Genomic DNA, 22408 nt, shown 5'->3' with positions numbered 1-22408 from the left:
GCCTCAGAGCTTGACGCAGACGTTGCGCGTCTCGGTGTAGAACTCCAGCGAATGCACCCCGCCCTCGCGGCCGATGCCGGACTGCTTCGAGCCGCCGAAGGGCGTGCGCAGGTCGCGCAGGAACCAGCTATTGACCCAGGTGATGCCCACGTCCACGCGGGCCGCGACCCGGTGGGCGCGGGCGAGGTTGGTGGTCCAGATGGTCGTCGCCAAGCCGTAGGGGGTGTCGTTGGCGAGCTTCACCACCTCGTCCTCGGAGTCGAAGGGGCGGACGTGGCAGCAGGGGCCGAAGATTTCCTCGCGCACCGGCGCCGCGTCGTCGGCGAGCCCGGTCCAGATGGTGGGCTGCACCCAGGCGCCCTCGGCCAGATCATCAGGCACGTCCGGCACGCCGCCGCCGGTGACCACCGTGGCGCCCAGTTCCACCGCCTTGCGGTAGTAGGACAGCACCTTGTTGCGGTGCTCGTGGCTGATCAGCGGGCCGTAGCTGGAATCGTGGTCTTCCGGGCGGCCGTACTTCACCGCCTCGGCGCGGGCCTTGAGGGCCTGCACGAAGCGCTCGAAGATGGGCCGCTCCACGTACACCCGCTCGGTGCCCAGGCAGACCTGTCCGGTGTTGAGGAAGGCCGCGCGGGAAATGCCTTCCACGGCGGCGTCGAAGTCGCAGTCAGCGAACACGATGCCGGCGTTCTTGCCCCCCAGCTCGAAGGACACGTCCCGCATGCCTTCCGCCGCGGCCTGCATGATGGCCGTGCCGGTGCGCGTCTCACCGGTGAAGGTGATGGCATCCACGCCCGGATGGCGGGTCAGGAATTCCCCCGCGGAATCCGGCCCCAAGCCGTGCACCACGTTGTATACCCCCTTGGGGATGCCCACCGCGTTCATCACCTCCCCCAGCAGCGCCGCGGTCTGGGGCGACTCCTCGGAAGGCTTGACCACCACCGTGTTGCCGCAGGCCAGGGCCGGCCCCACCTTCCAGGTCATCAGCATGAAGGGGGCGTTCCACGGGCAGATCACCCCGACCACCCCCTTGGGCACGCGGATGGCGTAGTTCAGCGCGCCGCGCCCGTCCGGCGTGGCCATGCGGAAGGATTCCGCCGGCACGTTCTTGATGACGTCGGCGAAGACCTTGAAGTTGGCCGCGCCCCGGGGGATGAACACGTGGCGCATGACGTGGCCCGGCTGGCCCGTGTCGGCCATCTCGGCGGCGACGAAGTCCTCGAAGCGGCGGGTGATCTCGTCGGCCACGCCGTACAGCAGGTCCACGCGCTGCTCGGTGCTGAGCGCGCCCCACTCCCCGTGCAGCGCGGCGCGGGCGGCGCCCACCGCGGCGTCGATCTCGGGCCGGCCGGCTTCGGCGATGGAGGCGATGATCCGGTTGTCCAGCGGGGAGCGCTTGTCGAAACGCCGGCCGCTGGCGGCGCCGGTGTATTCCCCGGCGATGAAGTTGTCGATCTGGCGCATGCCGTCTCCGTGTGTTCTGGTGGGCGGAAGGAAGCGTTTTCCAGGCCCGTGGAAACCAGTCTAGGGATGCCGATGAATACCGTCTAATACCATTTCATCAAGCATTCGATACCTGATGGGTATGTCTGAACAGGGGCGAAGGCCGCCTGCGGCAGCCCTACAGCAACTGCCGGCAGGACGCGACACCGTTCGGGCTGAGCCTGTCGAAGCCCGGTTGACGCCAACGCCCTTCGACAGGCTCAGGGCGAACGGTGGAGGTGAATCCGGCCGGGCGACGGCCGTTCAGATCGCCTTGAACAGCGGACTCCTGACCTGCTGCGCATCCGCCGCCGAGATGAACTTCTCGGTGTAGATGTCGCGCTCGAACAGCCGCCCCTGCATCAGCGTGGTGATGCTGGCGTCTATCATCAGCGGCGGGCCGCACAGGTAGGCCTTGTGGCCGCGGAAGTCGTTGCCGAAAGCGGCCTTGGCCGCCTCGTGGGCGAAGCCGCGCAGGCCCTGCCAGGGGCTGCCTTCCGGCTCGTGGGAGAGGACCGGCAGGTAGCGGAAATTGGCATGCCGTTCCGCCAGGGCGAGGAAGTCGTCGTGGTAGTACAGCTCCTCCCGCATGCGCTGGCCGTACACCAGCGTGATGGGCAGTTCGAAGCCTTCCGCCAGCAGGTCCAGGATCATGGAGCGCGGGCTGGACAGCCCGGAGCCGCCGGCGATGAACAGCACCGGCACCTTCGCCGACTTCTTGACGAAGAAGCGCCCGTAGGGCCCTGAGATGCGCACCCGCTCGCCCGCCGCCATCTTCTCGTGGATGTAGCCGGTGCCCCGTCCGCCGGGCACGATGCGCACGTTCAGTTCGATCTCCCGGTTCTGCGACGGCGGGCTGGCGATGGAGAAGGCGCGGCTGCCGATGCCGTCGGGCAGTTCCAGGTTGATGTACTGGCCGGCCTGGAAGCGCATGCCCTCCGGGTCGTCCAGTTCGATCCAGATGCCCTTCACCGTGGGCGTCAGCGCCTCGATGCGGCTCACGGTGCCGCTGAAGTCGCGCACGGGCAGGTTGAGGGAATCCGGGTCTTCCTCGATCTCGGCCTCGATCACCACGTCGCCCTGCGCGGTGGCGCAGCACGCCAGGCACTTGCCCTCGTCGCGCTCGAAATCCATCAGCGCGAAGGAGGACGCCTCGCCGTGGTCCACCTCCCCGTCCACCACCTGCACCTTGCAGGTGGCGCACAGGCCGTGGCAACAGGCATGCGGAAGGTAGATGCCGGCCCGCAGCGCGGCATCGAGGAGGGACTGGCCCTCCTCGATGGCGATGGTCTGACCGAGCGGCTCTATGGTCAGCTCGTAGCTCATGCGGAACTCCTCACGCCGCCGGACGCAGCGAGTTGAGCCCCGGCGTACTGAGGCGCAACTGGTCCTTGTGGACGATGCCGTTGTCGGCCAGGCTGCGGTCGAAGTCCGGCACCCAGGGCTGGTTGGCCTTCAGCCACTGCACGGTGCTCCAGTCCACCGCCGCGGCGTCCGGGTCGGGGGCGATCAGCGCGGCGAGCGGCCCGTCCACCAGCTCGCGGAAAGTGGTCTGCGGCGGCAGGCACAGCATCAGGGGCGCGGCGAACAGCAGGTGCTGGTCCCAGCTCACGTAGACGACCTGCTTGCCGTGGAAGTTGGCGACCACGTCGCGGGGTACGCCCACGTACTTCTTCAGGGATTTCACTGGCATTTTCCCGTCTCCTCACTGGTTGGACGTGGCGAGTCCGCGCCACTGCTGGAAGTTCTGCTGGTCCCGGGAGCCGTCGTAGTCGCCGTTGTCGTGACCGTCGCGCAGGCTCACCCAGTCCATCCACGCGGCCACGTCGCCGTCGAACATCTGGAACAGTTGCGGCATGGGCAGCCAGGCCTGCACGTACTTCTCCGGCTCGTTCTCGAACACCTGCTGGCAGCCGTCGGAGCAGAAGTGGTACTTCTCGCCCTCGTAGACCGTCTCCCGGTTGCACAGCAGGGTGGGGTCGTCCGGCTCGGTGAACACCACCGGCAACTGGCAGCACTGGCACAGCTTGGCCAGGCCGAAGTTCTTGAACGGCGTGCCGGCGGCGGCGAGCTTTTTGATGTGGTTCCAGCGCGGGCGGTAGTACTTGTCGAAGGTCGTCGGGTACTTCTTCGCCAGCCATTCCATGTCGTCGTCGGACGGAATCCAGCTATGGAAGGACGTGCCGAAGCTCCACTGGTACAGCCCCAGCATGATCTGGTGGGACATGTGGTCGATGGCCTTCTCCGCGTCGTCCCAGCCCTTGGGCGGACGCACGCCGTAGCGGGCGAGGTCGCGGAACAGGGCGCCGCCGTTCTCCACGCCGTAGATCTCCCAGGCTTCACGCCAGGACATCACGCGCTTGGGCAGCATGTAGTCCATCATCGTGCTGACCAGGCCCAGCACGCGGAAGCCGCGCCAGAACCACTTGTCGATCCAGCCCTGCACGATGGGCAGGTTGTCCGGGTCCTGCTCCAGCATGAACTTGATGCATTCCAGGCCCAGGGTCATGTGGCGGGCCTCGTCGGACTGGGCCGAGAAGCCGAAGGTGACCGTGGCCATGTCGCCGTTGTAGGCCGCGCCGGACATGAAGGGCACGAACAGCAGGTTGGTGAGCACGTACTCGAAGGAGAAGCCGATGGCGATCATGAACTCGAACGGCCCGGCGCTCATGGCGTCGTCGAAGAAGGAGCGCGCCACGGACGTGTACCAGATGCGGTCGCGCGCATCGGCGAAGGCGTGGAAGCCGTCGTAGTACTTGTTGTAGTTGGAGAGCGCGTGGATCTGCGTCTGGGCGTGGCGGATCTCGTCCAGGGCCTGCATCTGGCAGGCCACCTGGGTGCCGACGCCGGGGAACTCCCGCCCGACGCGGGCGAAGCCCTTGCCGGCGGCGTATTCGCCCGGGCTGATGGCCTGCAGGAAGAGCTTGAGCGCGGAGAGGTAGCGCGCGTCGGTGATGTTCAGGTGGCCGTTGTTCTGCGCGTGGGCGTCCACGATGGCGTAGAACTTGCGCTCCTTCTCCGCCTGGTACTTCCAGTAGGCGTCCATGGTGAGGCGGAAGGGGTCTTCCCACTTGCCCCAGTCGTGCACCTTGATGCCCTCGTACTTCACGTAGGGGAACACCTCGTCGGCGCTGCGGTAGCTCGGCTCCCAGCCCAGGTCGCGGGTCAGCAGGCGGTACCTTTCCTTCAGGTTCAGGGTCTTCTTCTCGGTCTTCATGTCCATGATGGCGGTTTCCTCGCTCAACTGTTCCAGGTCAGGGAGAGGGTGTCTTCGTCCTCGCTGACGTTGCCGGAAAGGGTGATCAGGTTGATCTGCAGCTCCTGCAGGTCGAAGGCGCGGCCGATCTGCTCCTCGATGGTCTCGCGGCGGATCACCAGGCGATCCGGCGCGTCGATCTTGACCATGGCGGGCTCGCGGTTGACGACCGCCTGCGGGTTGTCGATCTCGATGGCCTCGATGATCGGACGGGTTTCCTCGTTGGCCTGCAGGGCAATGAATACGGTGGACATGGCGGCTCCTCAGAGGCTGATGCCGGTTTTCGCGACGCGGGCGGACAGCGCCGCGACCTGTTCGCCGACCGCGTCGTCGGCCTCGGTGCCCAGTGCCAGCTCGGCCACCGGCACCAGCGCCGCGGCGGCGCGGGCGCTCCAGGCGGAAATCCACTCCCGCAGCACGGCGCGGTTGTGCTCCGACTCCGCGGCGGCGGTCTTGAGCACCGCATCCACCCACTTGCGCGTCTCGCCGTACCAGTCGCTCATGAACTGGGTCAGCATCGCCACCGCCGAGGCGCCGCGGGCGGACATCCAGTCATCCACGATGGACTCATACACCAGCGGATACAGCAGGCCGTCCAGGGCCACGTTCTGGGCCACGAACAGCTCGAAGGGGTCGCGCAGCACCAGGGTGTCTTCCACGTAGCGGCGCAGGGGCTGCCATGCCGCGCCGTGCAGCCAGGCTTCCTTGCCGGCTTCCAGCGCCTCGGTGTCGCCCAGCAGCAGGCCCAGGCGCGACAGGTACTGGGCGATGCCCAGGTTGTCCATGGCCTGGTACATGCACGGCTGGGTGAACACGGTGGCGTAGCCGTAGCCGCAGATCAGCGTGTTGTTCTGGTTCGCGCCCCAAGCCGCGTGGCGCAGGGGCACCAGCAGCTTCAGGGCGATCTCCCGCAGCTCGTCCGGCAGCATGCCGGCCAGGCCGCGGGAATCCACGAAGGCGAAGTTGGCCTCGGCGGTGTCCTGCTGGCGGGCGCGGGCCAGGGTGTAGGTGCTGTAGTAGAACTGGCGCGGGTCCTTCAGGGCGTACCAGTCCGCCATGACGATGCGGGTGATCCCGGTGTCGTAGAGCTGCTGGTCCGGGTCCCAGGTGGGCCGGTAGTGCAGGTTCTCGGCGGCCTGGATGTCGTAGCTGCCTTCCTGGTAGCGGGATGCGGGCTTGTCGCCGAAGCGGCGCGCCAGGTGGTCGAAGGTGTTGCGCAGCGGCTTGATGCTGACCGTGCGGAGGTCTATCTGCATGACTTGTCTCCCGGGCGGCGCCCGGCGGGCGCCGCCGTGGTGTGGCGGAAAAGGAAAGGCTTCAGCGGAAGCGGGTATGCGTGGCGTCGGACATGCGCCAGTCCCAGTCGCCGATCTCGCCCTCGACCCCCTCGCGGGGCGGCAGCATCTGCACCTCGTTGCCGGTGCAGAACTCCTCGAAGGCTTCGCGGCTCAGGATCATCTCGACGAACAGTTCCGGCTCGCCGACGGCGAAGTCGAACTCCACGAGACCGTTGGGCCGCTCGCCGCTCACGCGCACGAAGCGGCGCGTGGTGTCGAATCCGGGCGGTGGGCTCAGGTCGGCTTCGGGCGTTTCGGTGCTGGCGCTCATCGCCGCCCCCTCAGGTCACCACCGTGAGGAAGGTTTCGTGCAGCTTCCTCTGCGGGTAGTCCAGGCCCTGGCCGAAGTTGTCGAAGGTCCAGGTCAGCGGTTCGAAATCGGGATAGGGCTGATAGCCGCCCATGAAGGTCTCGAAGCGGTTGCCGGACGGGTCCCAGGCGTAGATCGTGCAACCGCGCGTGACGCCGTGACGGGTGGGGCCGATGTCCACCGCCACCTTGTTCATGGACATGATGTCGCCCGCGCGCAGCACCTGCTCCCAGCTTTCCATCATGAAGGAGCAGTGGTGCAGCTTGCCCTTCTCCGGGTACTCGGCGAAGGCGATGTCATGCACCTTGTGGGAACACGACAGCCAGATCGCCGCGTTGCCGTTGCCGTCCGGCGTCAGCACGCGCTCGACCAGGTAGAAACCCAGCACCTCGGTGAAGATCTTCTGCACCTGGGCGATGTCGGGGCCATACAGCAGCGCGTGGTCCAGGCGCACCGGGGCGATGCCGTGCTCCCGCGCACCGTGCCACGGCGCCGGATTCACGGTCGGAATGCCGTTGCCGATGGCCTTCTTCTCCGCGTACAGCTCGATCAGGTGGCCCGAGGGCAGCTCGAAGCGCACCCGCTCCCCGGTCTCCAGCAACTCGCCTGCCGGGATGCGCTCGGTGGCCAGGCCGTAGGCGCGCAGGTCCGCTTCCAGCCGGTCCAGCGTGGCGCGGTCGAGCACCTTGAAGGCGAAGAAATCGATGCCCGCGCTGTCGGCCTCGCGGATGATGTAGCTGTTGTGGTCGCGCTCGTCCCAGCACTTGAAATACACCCGCCCCTGGGTGTCGCGCCCGGTTTCCACCAGGCCCAGCACGTCGCGGTAGAAACGCACCGCCTCTTCCAGGTTGAGCACACGCACCTGCGCGTGCCCGGGTCTCAGGACGCCTGTCATTGCCATCTTCGGTCTCCTCCAACGGAAGTGAATCGGCCGTTTGCGCGGTGCAGTAGGGCGCCCCGCATCGGCCTTGCTTATGGGTGCTTCGGTATTACTTATTGCAGGGACCGTGCCACAGGACTTACCGCATTGTTTTTCAAGGAAAACCATCGAAATCCGCCGTTCGCTCCGCCCTACCCCGCTGGACCTTTTTGTCCAGGGGCCGCCGGCGCCTGACAAATTGGTCGAGCTGCGGCGCAGCATGGGCGGCGCGCATGGGTCGCCCAAAACACACAGCCCGCGCTGCGGGGGCAGTCGCGGGCTGTCGGGATGGCGGCGGACGGGCGTCGAAGGGAACCCTCAGCCGGGCGGTTCCGGGCACGGCGCCTCGCCGTTCGCCTGCTTGAGCCGGTAGGCGAGCTGGCGGCGGGAGATGCCCAGCAGGCGCGCGGCGTGGGTCAGGTTGCCGCCGGCGCGGCGCACCGCCAGCGCCAGCAGGCGGTTTTCATGGAGCTGCAGGTCGAAGCCCTCGCCCAGCAGTTGCTCGCAGATGCCGTCCTGCCGCGCCTCCTCGGCGCTGCCGACGATGCCGCGCCGGTCGAGCTGCACCTCCCCGCCGGAGGGCGGCATGCCGCCGGCGAACAGATGCTCCACCTCGATCCAGCCGCCCGCGGGCGCCAGCAGCACGCCGCGCTCGATCAGGTTCTCCAGCTCGCGCACGTTGCCCGGCCAGTCGTAGTCCATCAGCGCCGCCAGCGCCCGGTCGGTCGGCCCCTGCACGCGCTTGTGGTAGGCGGGGGAATACTTGTCGATCAGCGCCGCGGCGAGCAGGGGGATGTCGGTCTTGCGCTCGCGCAGGGGCGGGATGACCACCGGATAGGTCGCCAGGCGGTAGTACAGGTCGGCGCGGAAGCGCCCCTCGGCGATGGCCTGCTGCAGGTTCACGTTGGTGGCCGCCACCAAGCGCACGTTGACCTTGCGCGTGTGGTCGTCGCCCAGGCGCTCCAGCTCGCCGGTCTGCAGCACGCGCAGCAGCTTGACCTGGGCCGACGGCGAGAGGTCGCCCACCTCGTCGAGGAACAGCGTGCCGCCGTCGGCGCGTTCGAAGCGCCCGCAGCGGGATTGCTGCGCCCCGGTGTAGGCGCCCTTCTGCACGCCGAAGAGTTCGGATTCGATCAGTTCGTGGGGAATGGCGGCGCAGTTCACCGCCACGAAGGGCTGCTCGGCGCGCTCGCTGTGCTCGTGCAGCCAGCGCGCGAAAACCTCCTTGCCGACCCCGGTCTCGCCGAGCAGGAGCACGTTGATCGGGCTCGCGGCGGCCTTGCTGAGCAGGTCGAAGGCGGCGCGGAAACTGGCCGAATTGCCCACCAGCGTGCCCGGACTGCGCTGCTCGCGCAGGTGGCCGCGCAGGCGCGCCAGCTCTTCCTGCATCTCGCGCATCTGGCCGTCGATGTTCTCGGGCTGGAAGTATTCCAGGTAGTCGTCGTCGCCCCAGGCCTCGGCGGGCTTGCCGACGATCACGCACTTGTCGTCGCCGCGGCAGATGCACTTGGTCTCGCGGAACACGATGGGCCGCTTGAAGAAGCGCGTGCTGTAGCCGGACGCATAGCCCACCAGGCTCCAGCACGCCATGTCGTGGCCGGCGCCGAACTGCTGCAGGTGCGATTCCGCCTCCCACGAGCCGACCCAGTCCACCTCGCCGAAGAAGCTGCCGGTTTCCCAGTCGATCTCGGCGCGGGTGATGGTGGCCTTGACCAGGCCCTCGAAGGCGTGGAGTTCCGGGCCGATGCGGAACACGTCGTAGTTGTCGCCCTCGCCGTACAGCTTGGCGGCCAATTCCGCATCCTGCTGGCCGGAGGCGAAGCCCATGCGCAGCAGCAGCCCCTGCGCCCGCTTGGCGCCGAGGGTGTCGAACAGCTCCCGGCGCAGGGCGCCGAAGGCCTTGGCATGCAGCAGCAGCATGCGGCTCTCGTCGAGCCAGATCTGCCCCGCGTCGATGTTGAAGCGCAGGCGCGAGCGCAGATTGAAGCGCTCGATCAGTCCTTCCCCTGCCATGTGTCTCGCTCCCGCCCGGTTCTCGGGCACGGGCTTCCGCCTGTGCCCCGGTCCTGTGCCGCGTCCGGTTCCGTTCGTCTCCGCCGCCCGGCGGCGCGTGCGCCGCTATGCCGCCTTTTCCGTGGTCGGCGAGGCGAGCGCCCCGTAGGCCTCCTTCACCGCTCGGTACGCCAGTCTAACGCGTGGCGCACCGCTTTCGCGCACCTGTTCGAGGGAACCGTTGCGCGCCGCACGGAGCAGTTCGTCGCGCACGCCGCGGTACTCTGCCAGGGCGCGCCGCAAGGTGCGGACACCCTCCCCGCGCGGCCCCGTCGCCGTGCCGGCGATGCGGTCGAGTTGCACGTCGAGTTCCCCGTCCAGCGCGTGGATGCGCTCGATGTGGGGCAGTGCCTGGGCGGGTTCGCGGGCGTTGAGCACCAGGATGTTGTGCACGCGGGTCTCCTCGATGGCGTCGAGCACGGCGGCCATCGCGTCGCGGCCCACGTCGAGGCGCACCGCCAGCGCCTTCAGGTCCACCATTCCCATCATCAGTTCGCGCAGCCCGCCGTTGCAGCCGTTGACGCGCTCGTCCAGTTCGCCGGCCAACTGCGCGACGCCGTGGGAGCCATCCACGAAGCGCGCCGCCGCTTCGGCCCCCGCGCTGGCGCCGCCGGCGATGCGTTCCACCGCCGCGGCGGTGTCGTGGGCGGCGGCGGCGATCCGGTCCAGCGCGCGGGAGGCTTCGCCCGCCCGCGCCACGCCGTCCCGCGTGCCGCTGCCGGCCCGCTCCAGGCCGTGGTGCAGGCGGTCTATGCCCTCGCCGATGGCGCTGATGATCTCGCCCACGCTCAGGGTGGCCGCCCCGGTGCGTTCGGCGAGCTTGCGCACCTCGTCGGCCACCACCGCAAAGCCGCGCCCCTGCTCGCCGGCGCGGGCGGCCTCGATGGCGGCGTTGAGCGCGAGCAGATTGGTCTGCCCGGCGATCGCCTGGATGATGGCGACGATCTCGCCGATGCGCGACACCTGGGCGCGCACGTGGTCGAACTCCGCGCCCGCCCCGGCCACCGTCCCCGCCAGTTCGTCCAGGGCCGCCGACACGAAGCCGACCTGGGCGCCGCCTTGCGCCGCGTGATCCCGTGCCGCGGCGGAGGCCCCGGCCAGGCCGCGGGCTTCGGCCGACATGTCCTGCACGCGCCCGGCCATGTCCTTGACCTCGTCCACCGACCCCACCGCGAGGGCCGACTGCCGGTCGGCCGCGGCGACGACGTCAGTGAAGCTGGACACCAGGCTGCCGGCGGCCACCGTGAGCTCGCTCGCCAGCACGCCCATCTGCGCGGCGCACGCCACCTTCTCCGCCAGCACTTCCTGCAGCCGCGCGACCGCTCCCCGCGCGCCGCCGGCCACCGGCGCGGGATCGTCGAGCCGGGCGCGGATGGCATCCACCGCCGCCGTCACCGCCCGCGCTTCGCGGGCCATGGCCCACAGGGTCAGCGCCGCGGCCGCCACCGCCAGCCCGGCCCACGCCCAGCGCACCCCGCCTTCACCCGCCCCGGCGAGCGCCGCCGCCGACGCGAGGACCAGCATGCCGGCCGTCGTCCGCAGCCCGTCCATGGCTCAGCCCAGCGCCTCGTCGGCGGCCTGGTTCATCAGCCTGGCGAACATCTGCGCGTAGGCGGCGTCGCGCTCGCTGCCGCGGGCCAGGTCGCCCTCGTCCCGGAAGGCGCGGCCGATCAGCAGCCAGTCCTCCTCGGTCAGGTGGCGCCGGGCGGCGGGCAGCACCAGTTTCTCCTCCGCGCTCAGGTGGCGCCACTGGGCGTCGGCGAAGCGGTCGATGGCCTCGGCCAGATCGCCCGCGCCCTCGGCGGCGCCCGCGCAGCACTCGGCGGCCCGCGCTTCCAGTTCCGCGAGCAGCGCCGTGCCTTCCCGGTGCTCGCGGCGCAGGCCGTAGAGCACGTCGGCCAGTTCGTCGCTGCGTTCTTCCAGGCGGGCGAACAGGTACTGCTCCTCCTTGGGGTGGTGCTGCACCTCGGCGAAGCTGCGCAGGTAGTGCAGCATCGCCCCCAGGAAGCCGAAATCCACCTCCCCGCCGGCCCGCGCCCGCGCGGCCAGGCGGCGCAGGCCGTTGATCACCGCGGCAATCGAGCGGTGTTCGTCCTGGATCACGGCGATGGCCGCCTCGCTGGCGGTGGAGGCCGCGTTGGCTTCCACGGTCGCCACCAGCACCGGCAGCGTGGTGTGGGCCAGCACCTTCTGCGTCTGCGAGCCCGGCATCAGCGCCTTCAGCCCGCGGCGGCCGTGGGAGGCCATGTAGATGAGGTCGCAGCCGCACTCGTCCGCCACCTGGACGATCAGCTCGTGGGGGCGGCTGCCGGTGCGCACCAGCCCCGCGCACTCGACCCCGCCGCCCTCGGCGGCGGCCAGCGCCTTGGCCACGATGGCGTTGGCCCCGCCGGCCGCCGCCGCGGCGAAGGTGTCCGGCGACAGGGTGCGCGCCAGCGCGCCCTCCTGGCTCGCGCCGTAGTCCTCGCGCATGCTGAAGAAGGTGATGCGCGCGCCCAGCGCGCGGGCCAGTTCCAGCGCCCCGCTCACCAGCGTGGTCGCCAGTTCCGAGCCGTCGAGCGGTACCAGCAGATGACGGTACATGAAGCGTGTCTCCCCGGAATTCTCAGACCGCCACGGCGCGCTTGGGCCGCAGCAGGAAATGGCTCAGGGCCGGCAGCAGGATCAGCGCGCCCAGCATGTTCCACACGAACATGAAGGCGAGCAGGATGCCCATGTCGGCCTGGAACTTGATCGGCGACCAGGCCCAGGTGGCGACCGCGGCGCCCAGCGTGATGCCGGTCAGCACCACCACCTTGCCGGTGAAGATCAGCGCGCGGTAATAGGCCTCGGACAGGCTCATGCCTTCCCGCAGGCGGGCCAGCAGCACGGTCATGACGTAGAGCGCGTAATCCACGCCTATGCCCACGCCCAGCGCGATCACCGGCAGCGTGGCGACCTTGACGCCGATGTCCAGCCACACCATCAGCGCCTCGCACAGCACGGAGGTGACCATCAGCGGCACCACCGCGCACACCACCGCCCGCCACGAGCGGAAGGCGATGAAGGCGAGCACGATCACCGCCGCATACACCAGCAGCAGCATCTGCACGTTGGCCTTGCGCACCACGATGTTGGTGGCCGCCTCGATGCCGGCGTTGCCGGCGGCGTTGAGGAAGCGCACGTCCTCGCTGCCGTACTGTGCGGCGAAGGCTTCCACGGTGGCGACGACGCTGGCCAGCGTGTCGGCCTTGTGGTCCTTGAGGTAGGCGTACACCGTCAGCAGGTCGCAGTTCTGGTTGAACATCTCCCGCGGGGCGCGGGTGATGATGGCGTTGAGCATGTCCTGGGAGCGGGGAATCTCGTACCACTTCAGGCTGCCTTCGTTCATGCCCGCGTTGGCGATCTTGGCCAGCCCGGCCAGGGAACTGGTGCCCTCCACCCCCGGCAGTTGCCGCAGTTCCCGCTCCAGGGCGTCCACCGCCATCAGCGTGTCGTAGTGGGCGCAGGCGTATTGCGGCGTCTTCACCATGACGATGTACACGTCGCTGCTGGCGGCGTAGTTGCTCACCATGAAGGCGTTGTCCCGGTTGTAGCGGGAGTCGGGGCGCAGTTCCGGCGCGCCCGGGTCCGTATCGCCGATCTTGAGCTGGAAGCTCACGGCGAGGCCGATCGCTCCCAGCGCCAGCCCGACGGCGACCGCCACGGTGGCCCAGGGTGTGCGCGTGAAGAGATCGAGGAACGCCCACAGGGGATGCTTGCGGTGCGCCGTGTCGCCGGCCTCCATCAGCTCCGCCTTCAGGCTGCGCTGGGCGGCTTCCGGGCTGACGCCGGTGTAGGACAGCAGGATGGGCAGCAGCACCAGGTTGGTGAAGATCAGCACCGCCACGCCGATGCTGGCGGTGACGGCCAGGTCCTGGATGACCTGGATGTCGATCACCATCAGCACCGCGAAGCCCACCGCGTCCGCCAGCAGCGCGGTGAGGCCGGCGAGGAAGAGGCGGCGGAAGGTGTAGCGCGCGGCCACCAGGCGGTGGGTGCCGCGGCCGATGTCCTGCATGATGCCGTTCATCTTCTGCGCGCCGTGGCTCATGCCGATGGCGAACACCAGGAAGGGCACCAGCACCGAATACGGGTCCAGCTCGTAGCCCAGCAGCGGCAGCATGCCCAGCAGCCACACCACGGCGATCATGGAGCACAGCATCACCAGCAGCGTGCTGCGCAGGCAGCGGGTGTACCAGTACAGCACCCCGGTACAGATCGCCAGCGCGGCGGCGAAGAACACCAGCACCTGGCGCAGGCCGTCGATGAGGTCGCCCACCACCTTGGCGAAGCCGGTGACGTGGATGCGGATGCGGTCGGATTCGTACTTGGCGCGCAGCTCCTCGACGCGCTGGGACAGGGCGTGGTAGTCGATGCGCTCGCCGGTTTCCGCGATGCGTTCCTGCAGGGGCACGAGGACAATGCTGGAGCGGTAGTCGGCGGCGACGAGCTGGCCGATCTCGCCGGAGCGCTCCACGTTCACCCGCACCTGCTCCAGGCTGGCGGGGGAACCGTCGTAGTCGTCCGGGATCACCGGCCCGCCGTCCAGGCCGTCCTCGGTGACGCCGGTCCAGCGCACCGCCGGCGCCCACAGGGACTTCATGTAGGGGCGGTCCACGCCGGGCAGCAGGAAGACCTCGTCGGACAGCCGGCGCACGGTGTCGAGATACTCGGCGCTGAAGATGTCCCCGTCCGTGGCCGCCACCGCGATACGCAGGGTGTTGCCCATGCCGGCGAGCTGGCTGCGGTGTTCGAGGAAGTTGGCGATGTAGGGATGCCCGGTGGGGATCATCTTCTCGAACGCGGCGTTGAGCCGCAGGCCGAGGGCCTGGTGGCCGAGCACGACGGTGATCAGCAGGCACAGCACGACGATGGCCAAGCGGTTGTTGAACAGCAGCCGCTCGCCGAGGGAGCCGGAACGCCGGTCGAAGTCGGCCAGGTCGGCGATCACCGCGCCGGCCGGCAGTGCATGGGCGTGGTTCATCGCGTTTCTTCCTGCGTGGAGTGGGCCGAGCGGGCGGAGGGCGCGAGGTGGGCCGGTTCGATGCGCGCCAGGCCGCGGGCGCCGGCCACGATCAGGGCGCCGTCCGCCGCCTGGGCCAGCCCGCTCAGCCCGGTGGCGGCCGCGGCCGGCAGCGGGGCGAAGCTGCGCGCGCCGTCCGTACTGCGCAGCAGGCGGCCGCTCTCGTCGGCGAGCACGATGCTGCCGTCCTCCAGGCGCTGGGCGCCGGTCAGGGTCACCGGCAGGTCGATGGCCACCTGGGTCCAGGCCGCGCCGCTCTCTCCACCCTCCTCCCCACGCCAGGCGTTGCCCCGCAGGCCGTAGGCCAGCAGCCCGCCGCCGTCCAGGGCGAGCGCGCCGAAGAAGGTGCCGCCGTAGGGCGTGGAGATCTTTTCGAAGCTCTCGCCGCCGTCGGCGGAGCGGAACAGCACGCCCTGCTCGCCGGCGATCAGCAGCGCGTCGCCGTCGGCCTGGATGCGGTACAGGTGGTTGCCGCGGGGATTGGGAATGCGGCCCACCAGGGACTGCCAGCTCCTGCCGCCGTCCTGGGTGACCAGCGCCAGGCCGTAGGCGCCGACCACCCAGCCGCGCCCGCCATCGGCGAAGTGCACGGCCAGCAGCGGCTTGTCCGGCCCCTCTTCCACCAGGCGTTCCGCGTCCCGCAGGGCGCGGGCGGCGGCCGTGCTGTCGTCGCCGCCATCGACGCGGGCACGGGCGTCCTCCAGCACGATGCGGGCGATCTCGCGCCCGTCCAGCACGCGGGTCCAGGTCTCGCCGCCGTCGGTGCTGTGCAGCGCCACGCCGCTGTGGCCGACGGCCCATCCTTCTTGGGCGGTGGGGAAATGCACGTCGGTGAGCGCCACGCTGACCGGCACGGCGCGGGCCTGACGCCAGGAGCGGCCGTGGTCGTCGGAGAGCAGCACGGTGCCGCGCACGCCCACCGCCACCAGGCGCTCGCCGGCACGGGCGACGGCGAGCTGGGTGCCGGTCTGGGCGCGGGCATCGGCCGGAGCGGGCAGGTCCAGCAGATCGGGCAGCCGGCCGGCAGCCCCGGCCGCCATGGTGGGCGGGGCGAGCAGGCAATACATCATTAACCCGGCAATGAAATACGCCATTCCGTTCGCCCTGAGCTTGTCGAAGGGCATTGGCTCCGGATGGGCTTCGACAGGCTCAGCCCGAACGGTATCTGATTGCCGGGCTGATGATATTAGGGTCGCGGCCAGCCTGTGGCGGCGGCCGGAGAGGGTGAAACGGGACATGGTGCGGGCTCTTTCGATGTCCGCCGTGCCGGCCGGCACGGCGGACGGTGGGTCAGCGGGAGGCTTCGGCGGCGACCGCGTCGCCGGTGAAGTAGGTTTCCGGCTTGGGTGGCACGACCTTGAAGTCCTCCTCGTTCAGGGCCTGGATGATGCTCATGGTGTTGGCCTGCAGGTTGAACACGGTGGCGGTCTTGATCAGCGTGGCCGGGATGGACGGCACCACGAAGGGCGTGACCTGGGTGGTGCGCCATAGCTTGCCTTCGGCGTCGTAGCCGTCCATCAGCACCACCAGCCAGGTGTCCTCGTCCAGGTAGTAGCGCCGCTTGGGCACCGCGTGGCGCTTGCCTGGCGCGACGGTGGCCTCCACCACCCACACCCGGTGGCGCTCCCAGCGCACGTGGTCCGGGTTGAGGTGGTGCCTCGCCAGGGCATTCTTCAGCGGGGCGCCGATGAAGCCGTTGTTGTTGTACGGCACCAGCATCTCCTGCTTGCCCACCAGCTTCCACTCGTAGCGGTCCAGCGAGCCGAACAGGCCCTGCACCTCGTCGAAGTAGTTGGCGCCGGAGGCGACGAAGTCCGGCGTGTCGTAGGCCACCGTGGGCGCCCGCCGCACGCGGCGCTGGCCGACCAGGTACTGCCAGGCCTGGCGGGCGCTCTTCTGGTCGATGCTGTCGCGGATCACCAGGGATTCGCCGGCCTTGAACGGCGGCTCCAGGGTGTTGAAGCGCAGGATGGCGTACTCGCCCGACCAGCTCTCCGGCGTGGCGCCGTCGTAATACTGGGGGTACTGGAAGGCGATCTCGTTGCGGGTGGCGAGCGTATGCGAACCGTCCGCGTTGCCGACGATGTTCTTGAAGCGGTACTCGATGGACGGCGCCTCGACGCGCATCAGGTAGTTCCACATCACCTCGACGCCTGTCTTGGGGATCGGGAACGGGGTGCCGCCGATGCAGCCCTGCAGCGAATAGCCGCCGTCGGTGGTGGAGCAGCGCGTGGCGTTCTTCGCCACGTTGTCGTACACGCCCTGGGGCGCGGCGGCGGTGCGGCGGGTCGGGTACACGTCCAGGCGGAAGCTGTCCGGGTACTTCTGCAGCAGGGCGCGGGTGCCCTCGCTGAGCAGCGCGGCGTGCTCGCCCGCGTTCTGCGCGGTCACCTGGTACAGGGGCTTGTCGCCGGCGAAGAGTTCCAGGGGGATGTCGCCCATGGCCTTGCCGGCCGCCGCCTTGGTCAGGCCGCCGGTCCATGCGGGGATGCTGCCGTCCTTGTTCGCCGCGCGCTCGCCGCCCAGGGGCGTGAGCGTGCTCTTCAACTGGGCGGCCTCTTCGGCCGACACTCCGCCCTGGGCGCTTCCCGCGCCCAGCAGCGCAGCGCCGAGCGCCGCGCAGATCAGCTTGTGCTTGAACATGTCTCGTCTCCTCGTTTTATCTGCGGCCGTTCCGCGTCAGAACGTGCGCTGGATGGACAGCGCGATGAAGTCCCGGTCGCGGTGGAAGTTCTTGTAGGAAAGCTCGGGCACCGCGGTGCCGTACTTGATGATGGAACCCGCCGCGCCGAAGTAATGGGTGTAGCTCAGGCTGGCCTGCCAGGTGCGCTGGTAGTCCGCCTTGACGCCGATGGTGACGTTGCCGCCGTGCTCGGCCGGGAAGAGCGCGCCGTTGACCGAGGAACGCCCGGCGATGCCGTAGCTCAGGCCGATGGGCACCTGCAGGTCGAGCCCGGGCGCCACCTGGAAGTACTCGGGGGTGAACACGAACTGCAGCGCGCTGGCGTCCCGCGTGGCTTCGGGGTCGAGCTGGTCGGCGTTGTCGGTGATCTTCAGGCGGCGGTTGTAGGCGAACTCGCCGACGAAGGAAGCGCCGTCCCACAGGGGGCTGGCGCCGAACACGCTGATGGCCGACAGGTTCAGGTGCAGGGTGCGGCCCACCGGGAAGGCCGCGTCGCCGCCGCCGTCCGCCGTGGTGTTGCCGGGCAGGACCACGGTGTTGCCGCTGGCCACCAGGGGCATGTTGTCGCGCACGGAGAGTTCGCCGGCCACGTTGGTCTCGCCGACCAGGGTGCTGAAGCTCGCCCCCACGGCGCGGATGTCCTCGGCGAACACCTGCACGTAGTCGCCGATGCTGCCGGGCTTCACGTTGACCCCGGGGCGCAGGTAGAACTGGGGCATCTTGTCGTGCCATTGGGCGGCATACACGCCGAATTCCGCGTTCGCGGTCTTGAAGCGCACCTGCACGCCGCCCTGGCCGGAATCCTTCGCCTCGATGTCCTCGCCGCGGAACACCACCGCCCCCGGCCCCAGGATCACCGTCTCGCCGCCGTCGTCCACGAAGTCGGCGAAGCTGAAGTAGCTGCCCGCCGCCGGCAGGCGCGACTTGCGCCATTCCACCTGGTAGTAGGCCCCCACGGACACGTCCGGGCTGATCTGCAACTGCGCGGAGACCTGGCCCACCGGGCGCGCCACTTCCTTGAACTGGGAGTTGGGCACCGACAGGGCGCGGGCCAGGTCGAGGGGCGTCTGGGCGCCGGCGATGCCGTTGCTGCCGAAGAACAGGCTCTCGCCGTAGAGCTGGGTGAAGCGGCCGGCCTTCAGGTTCAGGTTCATGCCGCCGGGCGCGAGGTTGCCATACACGAAGGCGTCGAGGAACTCGGCCTTGCGCCCGTGCAGCTTCTCGGTGGCGCGGGTGAATTCGTCGTGGGGCGCCGAGCGCTGGTTCACCAGCGCCCCGCCCAGGGCGCCGGGGTTGTCGTTGGAGCGGTTGTAGACCTCGTCGTACCAGGCCGCGCCGCTGATGCGGAAGCCCGCGTTGCGCTTGTAGCGGAAGTCGAACTCGGAGAGCAGGTCCAGGCGGCTGGAGATCAGCCCGCGATCGAAGTTCAGGTCGCCGTCGTTGGTGTTGGCCTGGGGGCCGCTGGAATTGTCGGCCACCTTGGAATCGGCGCTGCGCACCCGCCAGCCGGCGCTGTACTTCAGCGTGTTGTTCCAGGTCATCTGCGCGTCGGGGTTGTCGGTGGGAATCTGGAACGCCTGCGCGCCCCCGCTCATCGACAACACGGCGCAGGCGGCGACCGCCGCACCGGACGTACGGCGCCGGAGCATGCCCGGCCGGCCGAACGGGCTATACCGCTCGTGTCCCATGTCTTCCTCCTCCATCAACGATGTGGTTTGTTGTTGTCCCCCGTGCGCTAGGCGCCGGGGATGGGGCAAACCTTATCGACCGGAGGATTTACCGTCCAATACCATTAAATCGGCCTCTCCATACCCTGAAGGTATTATCATCGGCAGCCTCTCCCCACCGACCGGGCCCGCCCATGGACCTCCGCCACCTGCGCTACTTCATCGCCGTCGCCGAGGAGCAGAACATCGGCCGGGCCGCGGCCCGTCTGCACATCTCCCAGCCGCCCCTGACCCGGCAGATCCAGCAACTGGAGGAGGAACTGGGGGCGCGGCTGTTCCTGCGCACGCCCCGCGGCGTGGAGCTCACCGAGGCCGGCGAGCTGTTCCTGGAGGAGGCGCGCAACATCCGCGCCCTGGTGGAGCAGGCCACCGAGCGCACCCAGCGCGCCGGCCAGGGTCGGCTGGGGCGGCTGGACGTGGCCATCTTCGGCTCGGCCATCCTCGACAGGATTCCCAAGCTCCTGCTGGCCTTCCGCAGCCGCTACCCGGACGTGAACGTGGTGCTGCACACCATGACCAAGGTGGAGCAGATCGAGGCCCTGCGCCAGCGGCGCATCTCGGTGGGCTTCAACCGCATGGTGGCCCCCGGCGAGGACATCGCGGTGGACCAGGTGTCCACCGAGGACCTGCTGCTCGCCGTGCCGGCCGACCATCCCCTGGCCCGCCACGAGCGCATCCGCTTCCCCGACCTGAAGCACCACCCCATGGTGCTCTTCCCCACCGGCACGCGGCCCAGCTTCATCGACAAGGTGGTCGGCCTGTGCAACGCCAGCGGCTTCCAGCCGCAGGTGTCCCAGGAGGTGGGCGACGCGGTCACCGGCGTGGCGCTGGTGGCGGGCGGCTTCGGCGTGTGCCTGGTGCCGGAATCGGCCACCACGCTGCAGTTGCCGGGGGTGATCTACCGCCGGCTCACGGATACCCCGCCGGGCTGCTTCGTGGACCTGTGCTGCATCTACCGCAAGGGCGACAAGTCCCCCATCGTCGCGGCCTTCCGCGAGACGGTGCAGGCCTGCCGCAGCATGCACGCCGCGCAGGCAGAGGCATCACGCCAGATCGGCAACTGAATATATGGGAACGCTGGTGGAGGGTGGGTCCCTCCCCCTTCAAGGGGGAGGCCAGGAGGGGGATGGGTTTCGGTTCAGCCTGCCGGTAAACCCATCCCCACCCCAGCCCTCCCCTTGAAGGGGAGGGAGCATCCGCGTCATCCCATACGTCGTATTGCTATAACAAACACCGTCAGCCGCGTGCCACCGGCACGCTCGACTCGTCCTTGACGTTCTCCATCACCACGTAGGTGTGGGTCTGCTTGACGCAGGGCAGCTCGGAAATCTGCTCCCCCATCACGCGCCGGTACTCGTGGATGTCCCGCGTGCGCACCTTCAGCAGATAGTCGAAATCCCCGGCGATCATGTGGCAGGACTGGATCTCCGGGATGCGCCGCACCGCGTCGTTGAAGCGCTTCAGGTCGTGGGCCGTGGTGCTGGAAAGCAGCACCTGCACGATGACGATGTGCCCGGCGCCCATGGCCTCCGGGTCCAGGTCGGCGTGGTAGCCGCGGATCACACCCGCCTTCTCCAGCCGCCGGATGCGCTCCGCGCAGGGCGTCTTGGTCAGCCCCACGCGGCGCGACAGTTCCACCAGGGACAGGCGGGCGTCCGCCTGCAGTTCGGCGAGTATCTTCAGATCGATCCGGTCCATTGCGGTGCAGCAGGCGAAATGCCTGTCAATCAGGAAAAGGTCAGGAATTATGTCTGAATAAGCCCGATTTTTGGAGCCATTAACTGCTGCTTTTCACCCATATTTCAGCCACTTGAAATTCCGGTGACGGCGGTCTTCCGTGCGCCGGATGCGAACCCGATGGAGTCCCTGCCGTGAGCCTGTCCCCCTCGTTCCCCTCGTCCGTCGCGGCGTCGGCCGCGCTCACCGCCGTCCCGCGCGACGCGCTGCGCCGGCAGATCGACGCCGCCTGGCGCACGCCCGAACCCGAGTGCGTGCCGCCGCTGGTCAGCGCGGCGCGGGTGGACGACGCGCTGCAGGCGCGCATCGGCGAGCTCGCCCGCAGGCTGGTCACCGGGCTGCGCAGCAAGCGCGTGCGCTCCTCGGGCGTGGACGCGCTGATGAAGGAGTTCTCCCTCTCCAGCCAGGAGGGCGTGGCCCTGATGTGCCTGGCCGAGGCCCTGCTGCGCGTGCCCGACCGGGCCACCGCGGACCGCCTGATCCGGGACAAGCTGTCCGGCGGCGACTGGCGCGCGCACATCGGGCAGAGCCCGTCCCTCTTCGTCAACGCCGCCACCTGGGGCCTGCTGATCACCGGCCGGCTGGTCTCCACCAGCAGCGAGGAAGGCCTCGCCAGCGCGCTGACCCGGCTGCTGGCCCGCGGCGGCGAGCCGCTGATCCGCAAGGGCATGGACCTGGCGATGCGCATGCTGGGCGAGCAGTTCGTCACCGGGCGCACCATAGACGAGGCCCTGGACCGCGGCCGCAGCGCCGAGAAGCGCGGCTACCGCTACTCCTTCGACATGCTGGGCGAGGCGGCCATGACCGCGGCCGACGCGGAGCGCTACTACCGCTCCTACGAGGAAGCCATCCGCGCCATCGGCCAGGGCTCCGCGGGGCGCGGCGTGGTGGACGGCAACGGCATCTCGGTGAAGCTCTCCGCCCTGCACCCTCGCTACGTCTGGGCCCAGCGCGAGCGCGTGGTGGACGAACTGCTGCCGCGCATGAAGGCCCTGTGCCTGCTCGCCCGCCAGTACGACATCGGCCTCTCCATCGACGCCGAGGAAGCCGACCGGCTGGACATCTCGCTGGACCTGCTGCAGGCGCTGGCCCACGACGCCGCGCTGGCCGGCTGGAACGGCCTCGGCTTCGTCGTGCAGGCCTACCAGAAACGCGCGCCCTTCGTGCTCGACTGGATCGTCGGACTCGCCCGCGCCAGCGGCCGGCGCCTCATGGTGCGCCTGGTCAAGGGCGCCTACTGGGACGCGGAGATCAAGCGCGCCCAGATGGACGGCATGGCCGGCTACCCGGTCTACACCCGCAAGGTCTACACGGACGTGTCCTACCTCGCCTGCGCCCGCAGGCTGCTCGGCGCACGCGACGTGATCTACCCCCAGTTCGCCAGCCACAACGCCCACACCCTGGCCGCCGTGTTCCACATGGCGGGCGACGACTACCTGCCGGGCGACTATGAATTCCAGTGCCTGCACGGCATGGGCGAACCCCTCTACGACCAACTCGTCGGCGACCCGGCCCTGCGCCGCCTGGTGCGCATCTATGCCCCGGTGGGCAGCCACGAGACCCTGCTCGCCTACCTGGTGCGCCGCCTGCTGGAAAACGGCGCTAACTCCAGCTTCGTGAACCGCATCGTGGACGAGAACGTCCCGGTGGAAGCGCTGATCGCCGACCCGGTGGCCGAGGCCGCGCCGCTGGCCGGCGCGCCCCATCCCCGCATTCCACTGCCGGGCGAGCTCTACGGCGCCGGACGCGCCAACTCGACGGGCATCGATCTCGCCTCCGAGCCCGTGCGCGAGCGCATCGCCGCCGCGCTGGCCGCCAGCCGCAGCGCCCCGGCCGCCGCCGGCCCGCTGCTGGCCGCGCC

At 69.3% G+C, this 22408-nt stretch carries 18 protein-coding genes; 2 read left to right on the top strand and 16 right to left on the bottom strand.

Translation table 11 applies throughout. The annotated features are described in order from the left end of the window. Window positions 1-3 precede the first annotated feature (3 nt). The 15 genes from E6O51_RS20995 to E6O51_RS20925 all read right to left on the bottom strand — a co-directional run bounded on the left by E6O51_RS20995 (window position 4) and on the right by E6O51_RS20925 (window position 18771). Complete coding sequence (locus E6O51_RS20995) at window positions 4-1464, bottom strand: 2-hydroxymuconic semialdehyde dehydrogenase (RefSeq protein ID WP_136386987.1); 1461 nt, start codon at window positions 1462-1464, stop codon at window positions 4-6. A gap of 282 nt (window positions 1465-1746) precedes the next feature. After that, window positions 1747-2808, bottom strand: a complete 1062-nt coding sequence (locus tag E6O51_RS20990) for an NADH:ubiquinone reductase (Na(+)-transporting) subunit F (RefSeq protein WP_136386986.1) — start codon at window positions 2806-2808, stop codon at window positions 1747-1749. 10 nt (window positions 2809-2818) lie between these two features. Then, window positions 2819-3175 (bottom strand): phenol hydroxylase subunit P4, encoded by a 357-nt coding sequence (locus E6O51_RS20985; RefSeq protein ID WP_136386985.1) that lies wholly within the window; start codon window positions 3173-3175, stop codon window positions 2819-2821. Between the two features lie 12 nt (window positions 3176-3187). Further along, on the bottom strand, window positions 3188-4705 hold the full coding sequence (locus E6O51_RS20980) for a YHS domain-containing protein (RefSeq protein WP_136386984.1): 1518 nt from the start codon (window positions 4703-4705) through the stop codon (window positions 3188-3190). 17 nt (window positions 4706-4722) lie between these two features. Further along, a complete protein-coding gene (locus tag E6O51_RS20975; RefSeq protein ID WP_136386983.1) occupies window positions 4723-4992 on the bottom strand; it encodes an MmoB/DmpM family protein in 270 nt (89 codons plus the stop codon). A 9-nt stretch (window positions 4993-5001) separates the two neighbouring features. Then, on the bottom strand, window positions 5002-5994 hold the full coding sequence (locus E6O51_RS20970; protein WP_136386982.1) for an aromatic/alkene monooxygenase hydroxylase subunit beta: 993 nt from the start codon (window positions 5992-5994) through the stop codon (window positions 5002-5004). 61 nt (window positions 5995-6055) lie between these two features. Then, window positions 6056-6346 (bottom strand): phenol hydroxylase subunit, encoded by a 291-nt coding sequence (locus tag E6O51_RS20965; protein ID WP_136386981.1) that lies wholly within the window; start codon window positions 6344-6346, stop codon window positions 6056-6058. Window positions 6347-6356: 10 nt separating this feature from the next. After that, the gene (locus E6O51_RS20960; protein WP_136386980.1) at window positions 6357-7286 is read right to left on the bottom strand and encodes a catechol 2,3-dioxygenase; all 930 of its coding nucleotides are present in this window, start codon (window positions 7284-7286) and stop codon (window positions 6357-6359) included. A gap of 336 nt (window positions 7287-7622) precedes the next feature. Continuing rightward, window positions 7623-9317, bottom strand: a complete 1695-nt coding sequence (locus E6O51_RS20955; RefSeq protein WP_136386979.1) for a sigma-54-dependent Fis family transcriptional regulator — start codon at window positions 9315-9317, stop codon at window positions 7623-7625. Between the two features lie 105 nt (window positions 9318-9422). Then, window positions 9423-10880 carry a methyl-accepting chemotaxis protein gene (locus E6O51_RS20950; protein ID WP_230976871.1) on the bottom strand — a complete coding sequence of 486 codons (1458 nt, stop codon included), beginning with the start codon at window positions 10878-10880 and terminating at the stop codon, window positions 9423-9425. Between the two features lie 30 nt (window positions 10881-10910). Next, entirely contained in the window at window positions 10911-11939 is a 1029-nt protein-coding gene (locus tag E6O51_RS20945) for a universal stress protein (protein ID WP_136386977.1), read from the bottom strand. A gap of 22 nt (window positions 11940-11961) precedes the next feature. Then, the gene (locus E6O51_RS20940; protein ID WP_136386976.1) at window positions 11962-14361 is read right to left on the bottom strand and encodes an efflux RND transporter permease subunit; all 2400 of its coding nucleotides are present in this window, start codon (window positions 14359-14361) and stop codon (window positions 11962-11964) included. Further along, window positions 14358-15494, bottom strand: a complete 1137-nt coding sequence (locus E6O51_RS20935; RefSeq protein WP_136386975.1) for a WD40/YVTN/BNR-like repeat-containing protein — start codon at window positions 15492-15494, stop codon at window positions 14358-14360. The genes E6O51_RS20940 and E6O51_RS20935 overlap by 4 nt, the downstream gene beginning before the upstream one ends. 196 nt (window positions 15495-15690) lie before the next feature. Next, window positions 15691-17043, bottom strand: a complete 1353-nt coding sequence (locus E6O51_RS20930) for a DUF1329 domain-containing protein (protein WP_136386974.1) — start codon at window positions 17041-17043, stop codon at window positions 15691-15693. Between the two features lie 36 nt (window positions 17044-17079). Continuing rightward, entirely contained in the window at window positions 17080-18771 is a 1692-nt protein-coding gene (locus tag E6O51_RS20925) for a DUF1302 domain-containing protein (RefSeq protein WP_211091482.1), read from the bottom strand. Window positions 18772-18944: 173 nt separating this feature from the next. On the opposite strand from E6O51_RS20925, the gene E6O51_RS20920 reads away from it, so the two are divergent. After that, window positions 18945-19874 (top strand): LysR substrate-binding domain-containing protein, encoded by a 930-nt coding sequence (locus E6O51_RS20920; RefSeq protein WP_136386973.1) that lies wholly within the window; start codon window positions 18945-18947, stop codon window positions 19872-19874. Between the two features lie 172 nt (window positions 19875-20046). On the opposite strand, the gene E6O51_RS20915 is transcribed toward E6O51_RS20920, so the two are convergent. Then, window positions 20047-20508, bottom strand: a complete 462-nt coding sequence (locus E6O51_RS20915; protein WP_136386972.1) for an Lrp/AsnC ligand binding domain-containing protein — start codon at window positions 20506-20508, stop codon at window positions 20047-20049. Window positions 20509-20681: 173 nt separating this feature from the next. Here E6O51_RS20915 and E6O51_RS20910 point away from each other — a divergent pair. After that, window positions 20682-22408, top strand: a 1727-nt coding sequence (locus E6O51_RS20910; RefSeq protein ID WP_408003427.1) for a proline dehydrogenase family protein, incomplete at its 3' end; no start/stop codon positions are given.

The organism is Pseudothauera rhizosphaerae, assembly GCF_004801305.1.
GTDB lineage: Bacteria > Pseudomonadota > Gammaproteobacteria > Burkholderiales > Rhodocyclaceae > Pseudothauera > Pseudothauera rhizosphaerae.
The sequence above is the reverse complement of the archived record's forward strand: the minus strand, read 5'-3'. Positions and strand labels throughout refer to the sequence as shown.

Bases quoted from the DNA above. Each gene is read 5' to 3' on its own strand.
- E6O51_RS20995 (WP_136386987.1), bottom strand. From the start codon at position 1,464: ATGCGCCAGATCGACAACTTCATCGCCGGGGAATACACCGGCGCCGCC.
- E6O51_RS20990 (WP_136386986.1), bottom strand. From the start codon at position 2,808: ATGAGCTACGAGCTGACCATAGAGCCGCTCGGTCAGACCATCGCCATC.
- E6O51_RS20985 (WP_136386985.1), bottom strand. From the start codon at position 3,175: ATGCCAGTGAAATCCCTGAAGAAGTACGTGGGCGTACCCCGCGACGTG.
- E6O51_RS20980 (WP_136386984.1), bottom strand. From the start codon at position 4,705: ATGGACATGAAGACCGAGAAGAAGACCCTGAACCTGAAGGAAAGGTAC.
- E6O51_RS20975 (WP_136386983.1), bottom strand. From the start codon at position 4,992: ATGTCCACCGTATTCATTGCCCTGCAGGCCAACGAGGAAACCCGTCCG.
- E6O51_RS20970 (WP_136386982.1), bottom strand. From the start codon at position 5,994: ATGCAGATAGACCTCCGCACGGTCAGCATCAAGCCGCTGCGCAACACC.
- E6O51_RS20965 (WP_136386981.1), bottom strand. From the start codon at position 6,346: ATGAGCGCCAGCACCGAAACGCCCGAAGCCGACCTGAGCCCACCGCCC.
- E6O51_RS20960 (WP_136386980.1), bottom strand. From the start codon at position 7,286: ATGGCAATGACAGGCGTCCTGAGACCCGGGCACGCGCAGGTGCGTGTG.
- E6O51_RS20955 (WP_136386979.1), bottom strand. From the start codon at position 9,317: ATGGCAGGGGAAGGACTGATCGAGCGCTTCAATCTGCGCTCGCGCCTG.
- E6O51_RS20950 (WP_230976871.1), bottom strand. From the start codon at position 10,880: ATGCTGGTCCTCGCGTCGGCGGCGGCGCTCGCCGGGGCGGGTGAAGGC.
- E6O51_RS20945 (WP_136386977.1), bottom strand. From the start codon at position 11,939: ATGTACCGTCATCTGCTGGTACCGCTCGACGGCTCGGAACTGGCGACC.
- E6O51_RS20940 (WP_136386976.1), bottom strand. From the start codon at position 14,361: ATGAACCACGCCCATGCACTGCCGGCCGGCGCGGTGATCGCCGACCTG.
- E6O51_RS20935 (WP_136386975.1), bottom strand. From the start codon at position 15,494: ATGGCGTATTTCATTGCCGGGTTAATGATGTATTGCCTGCTCGCCCCG.
- E6O51_RS20930 (WP_136386974.1), bottom strand. From the start codon at position 17,043: ATGTTCAAGCACAAGCTGATCTGCGCGGCGCTCGGCGCTGCGCTGCTG.
- E6O51_RS20925 (WP_211091482.1), bottom strand. From the start codon at position 18,771: ATGGGACACGAGCGGTATAGCCCGTTCGGCCGGCCGGGCATGCTCCGG.
- E6O51_RS20920 (WP_136386973.1), top strand. From the start codon at position 18,945: ATGGACCTCCGCCACCTGCGCTACTTCATCGCCGTCGCCGAGGAGCAG.
- E6O51_RS20915 (WP_136386972.1), bottom strand. From the start codon at position 20,508: ATGGACCGGATCGATCTGAAGATACTCGCCGAACTGCAGGCGGACGCC.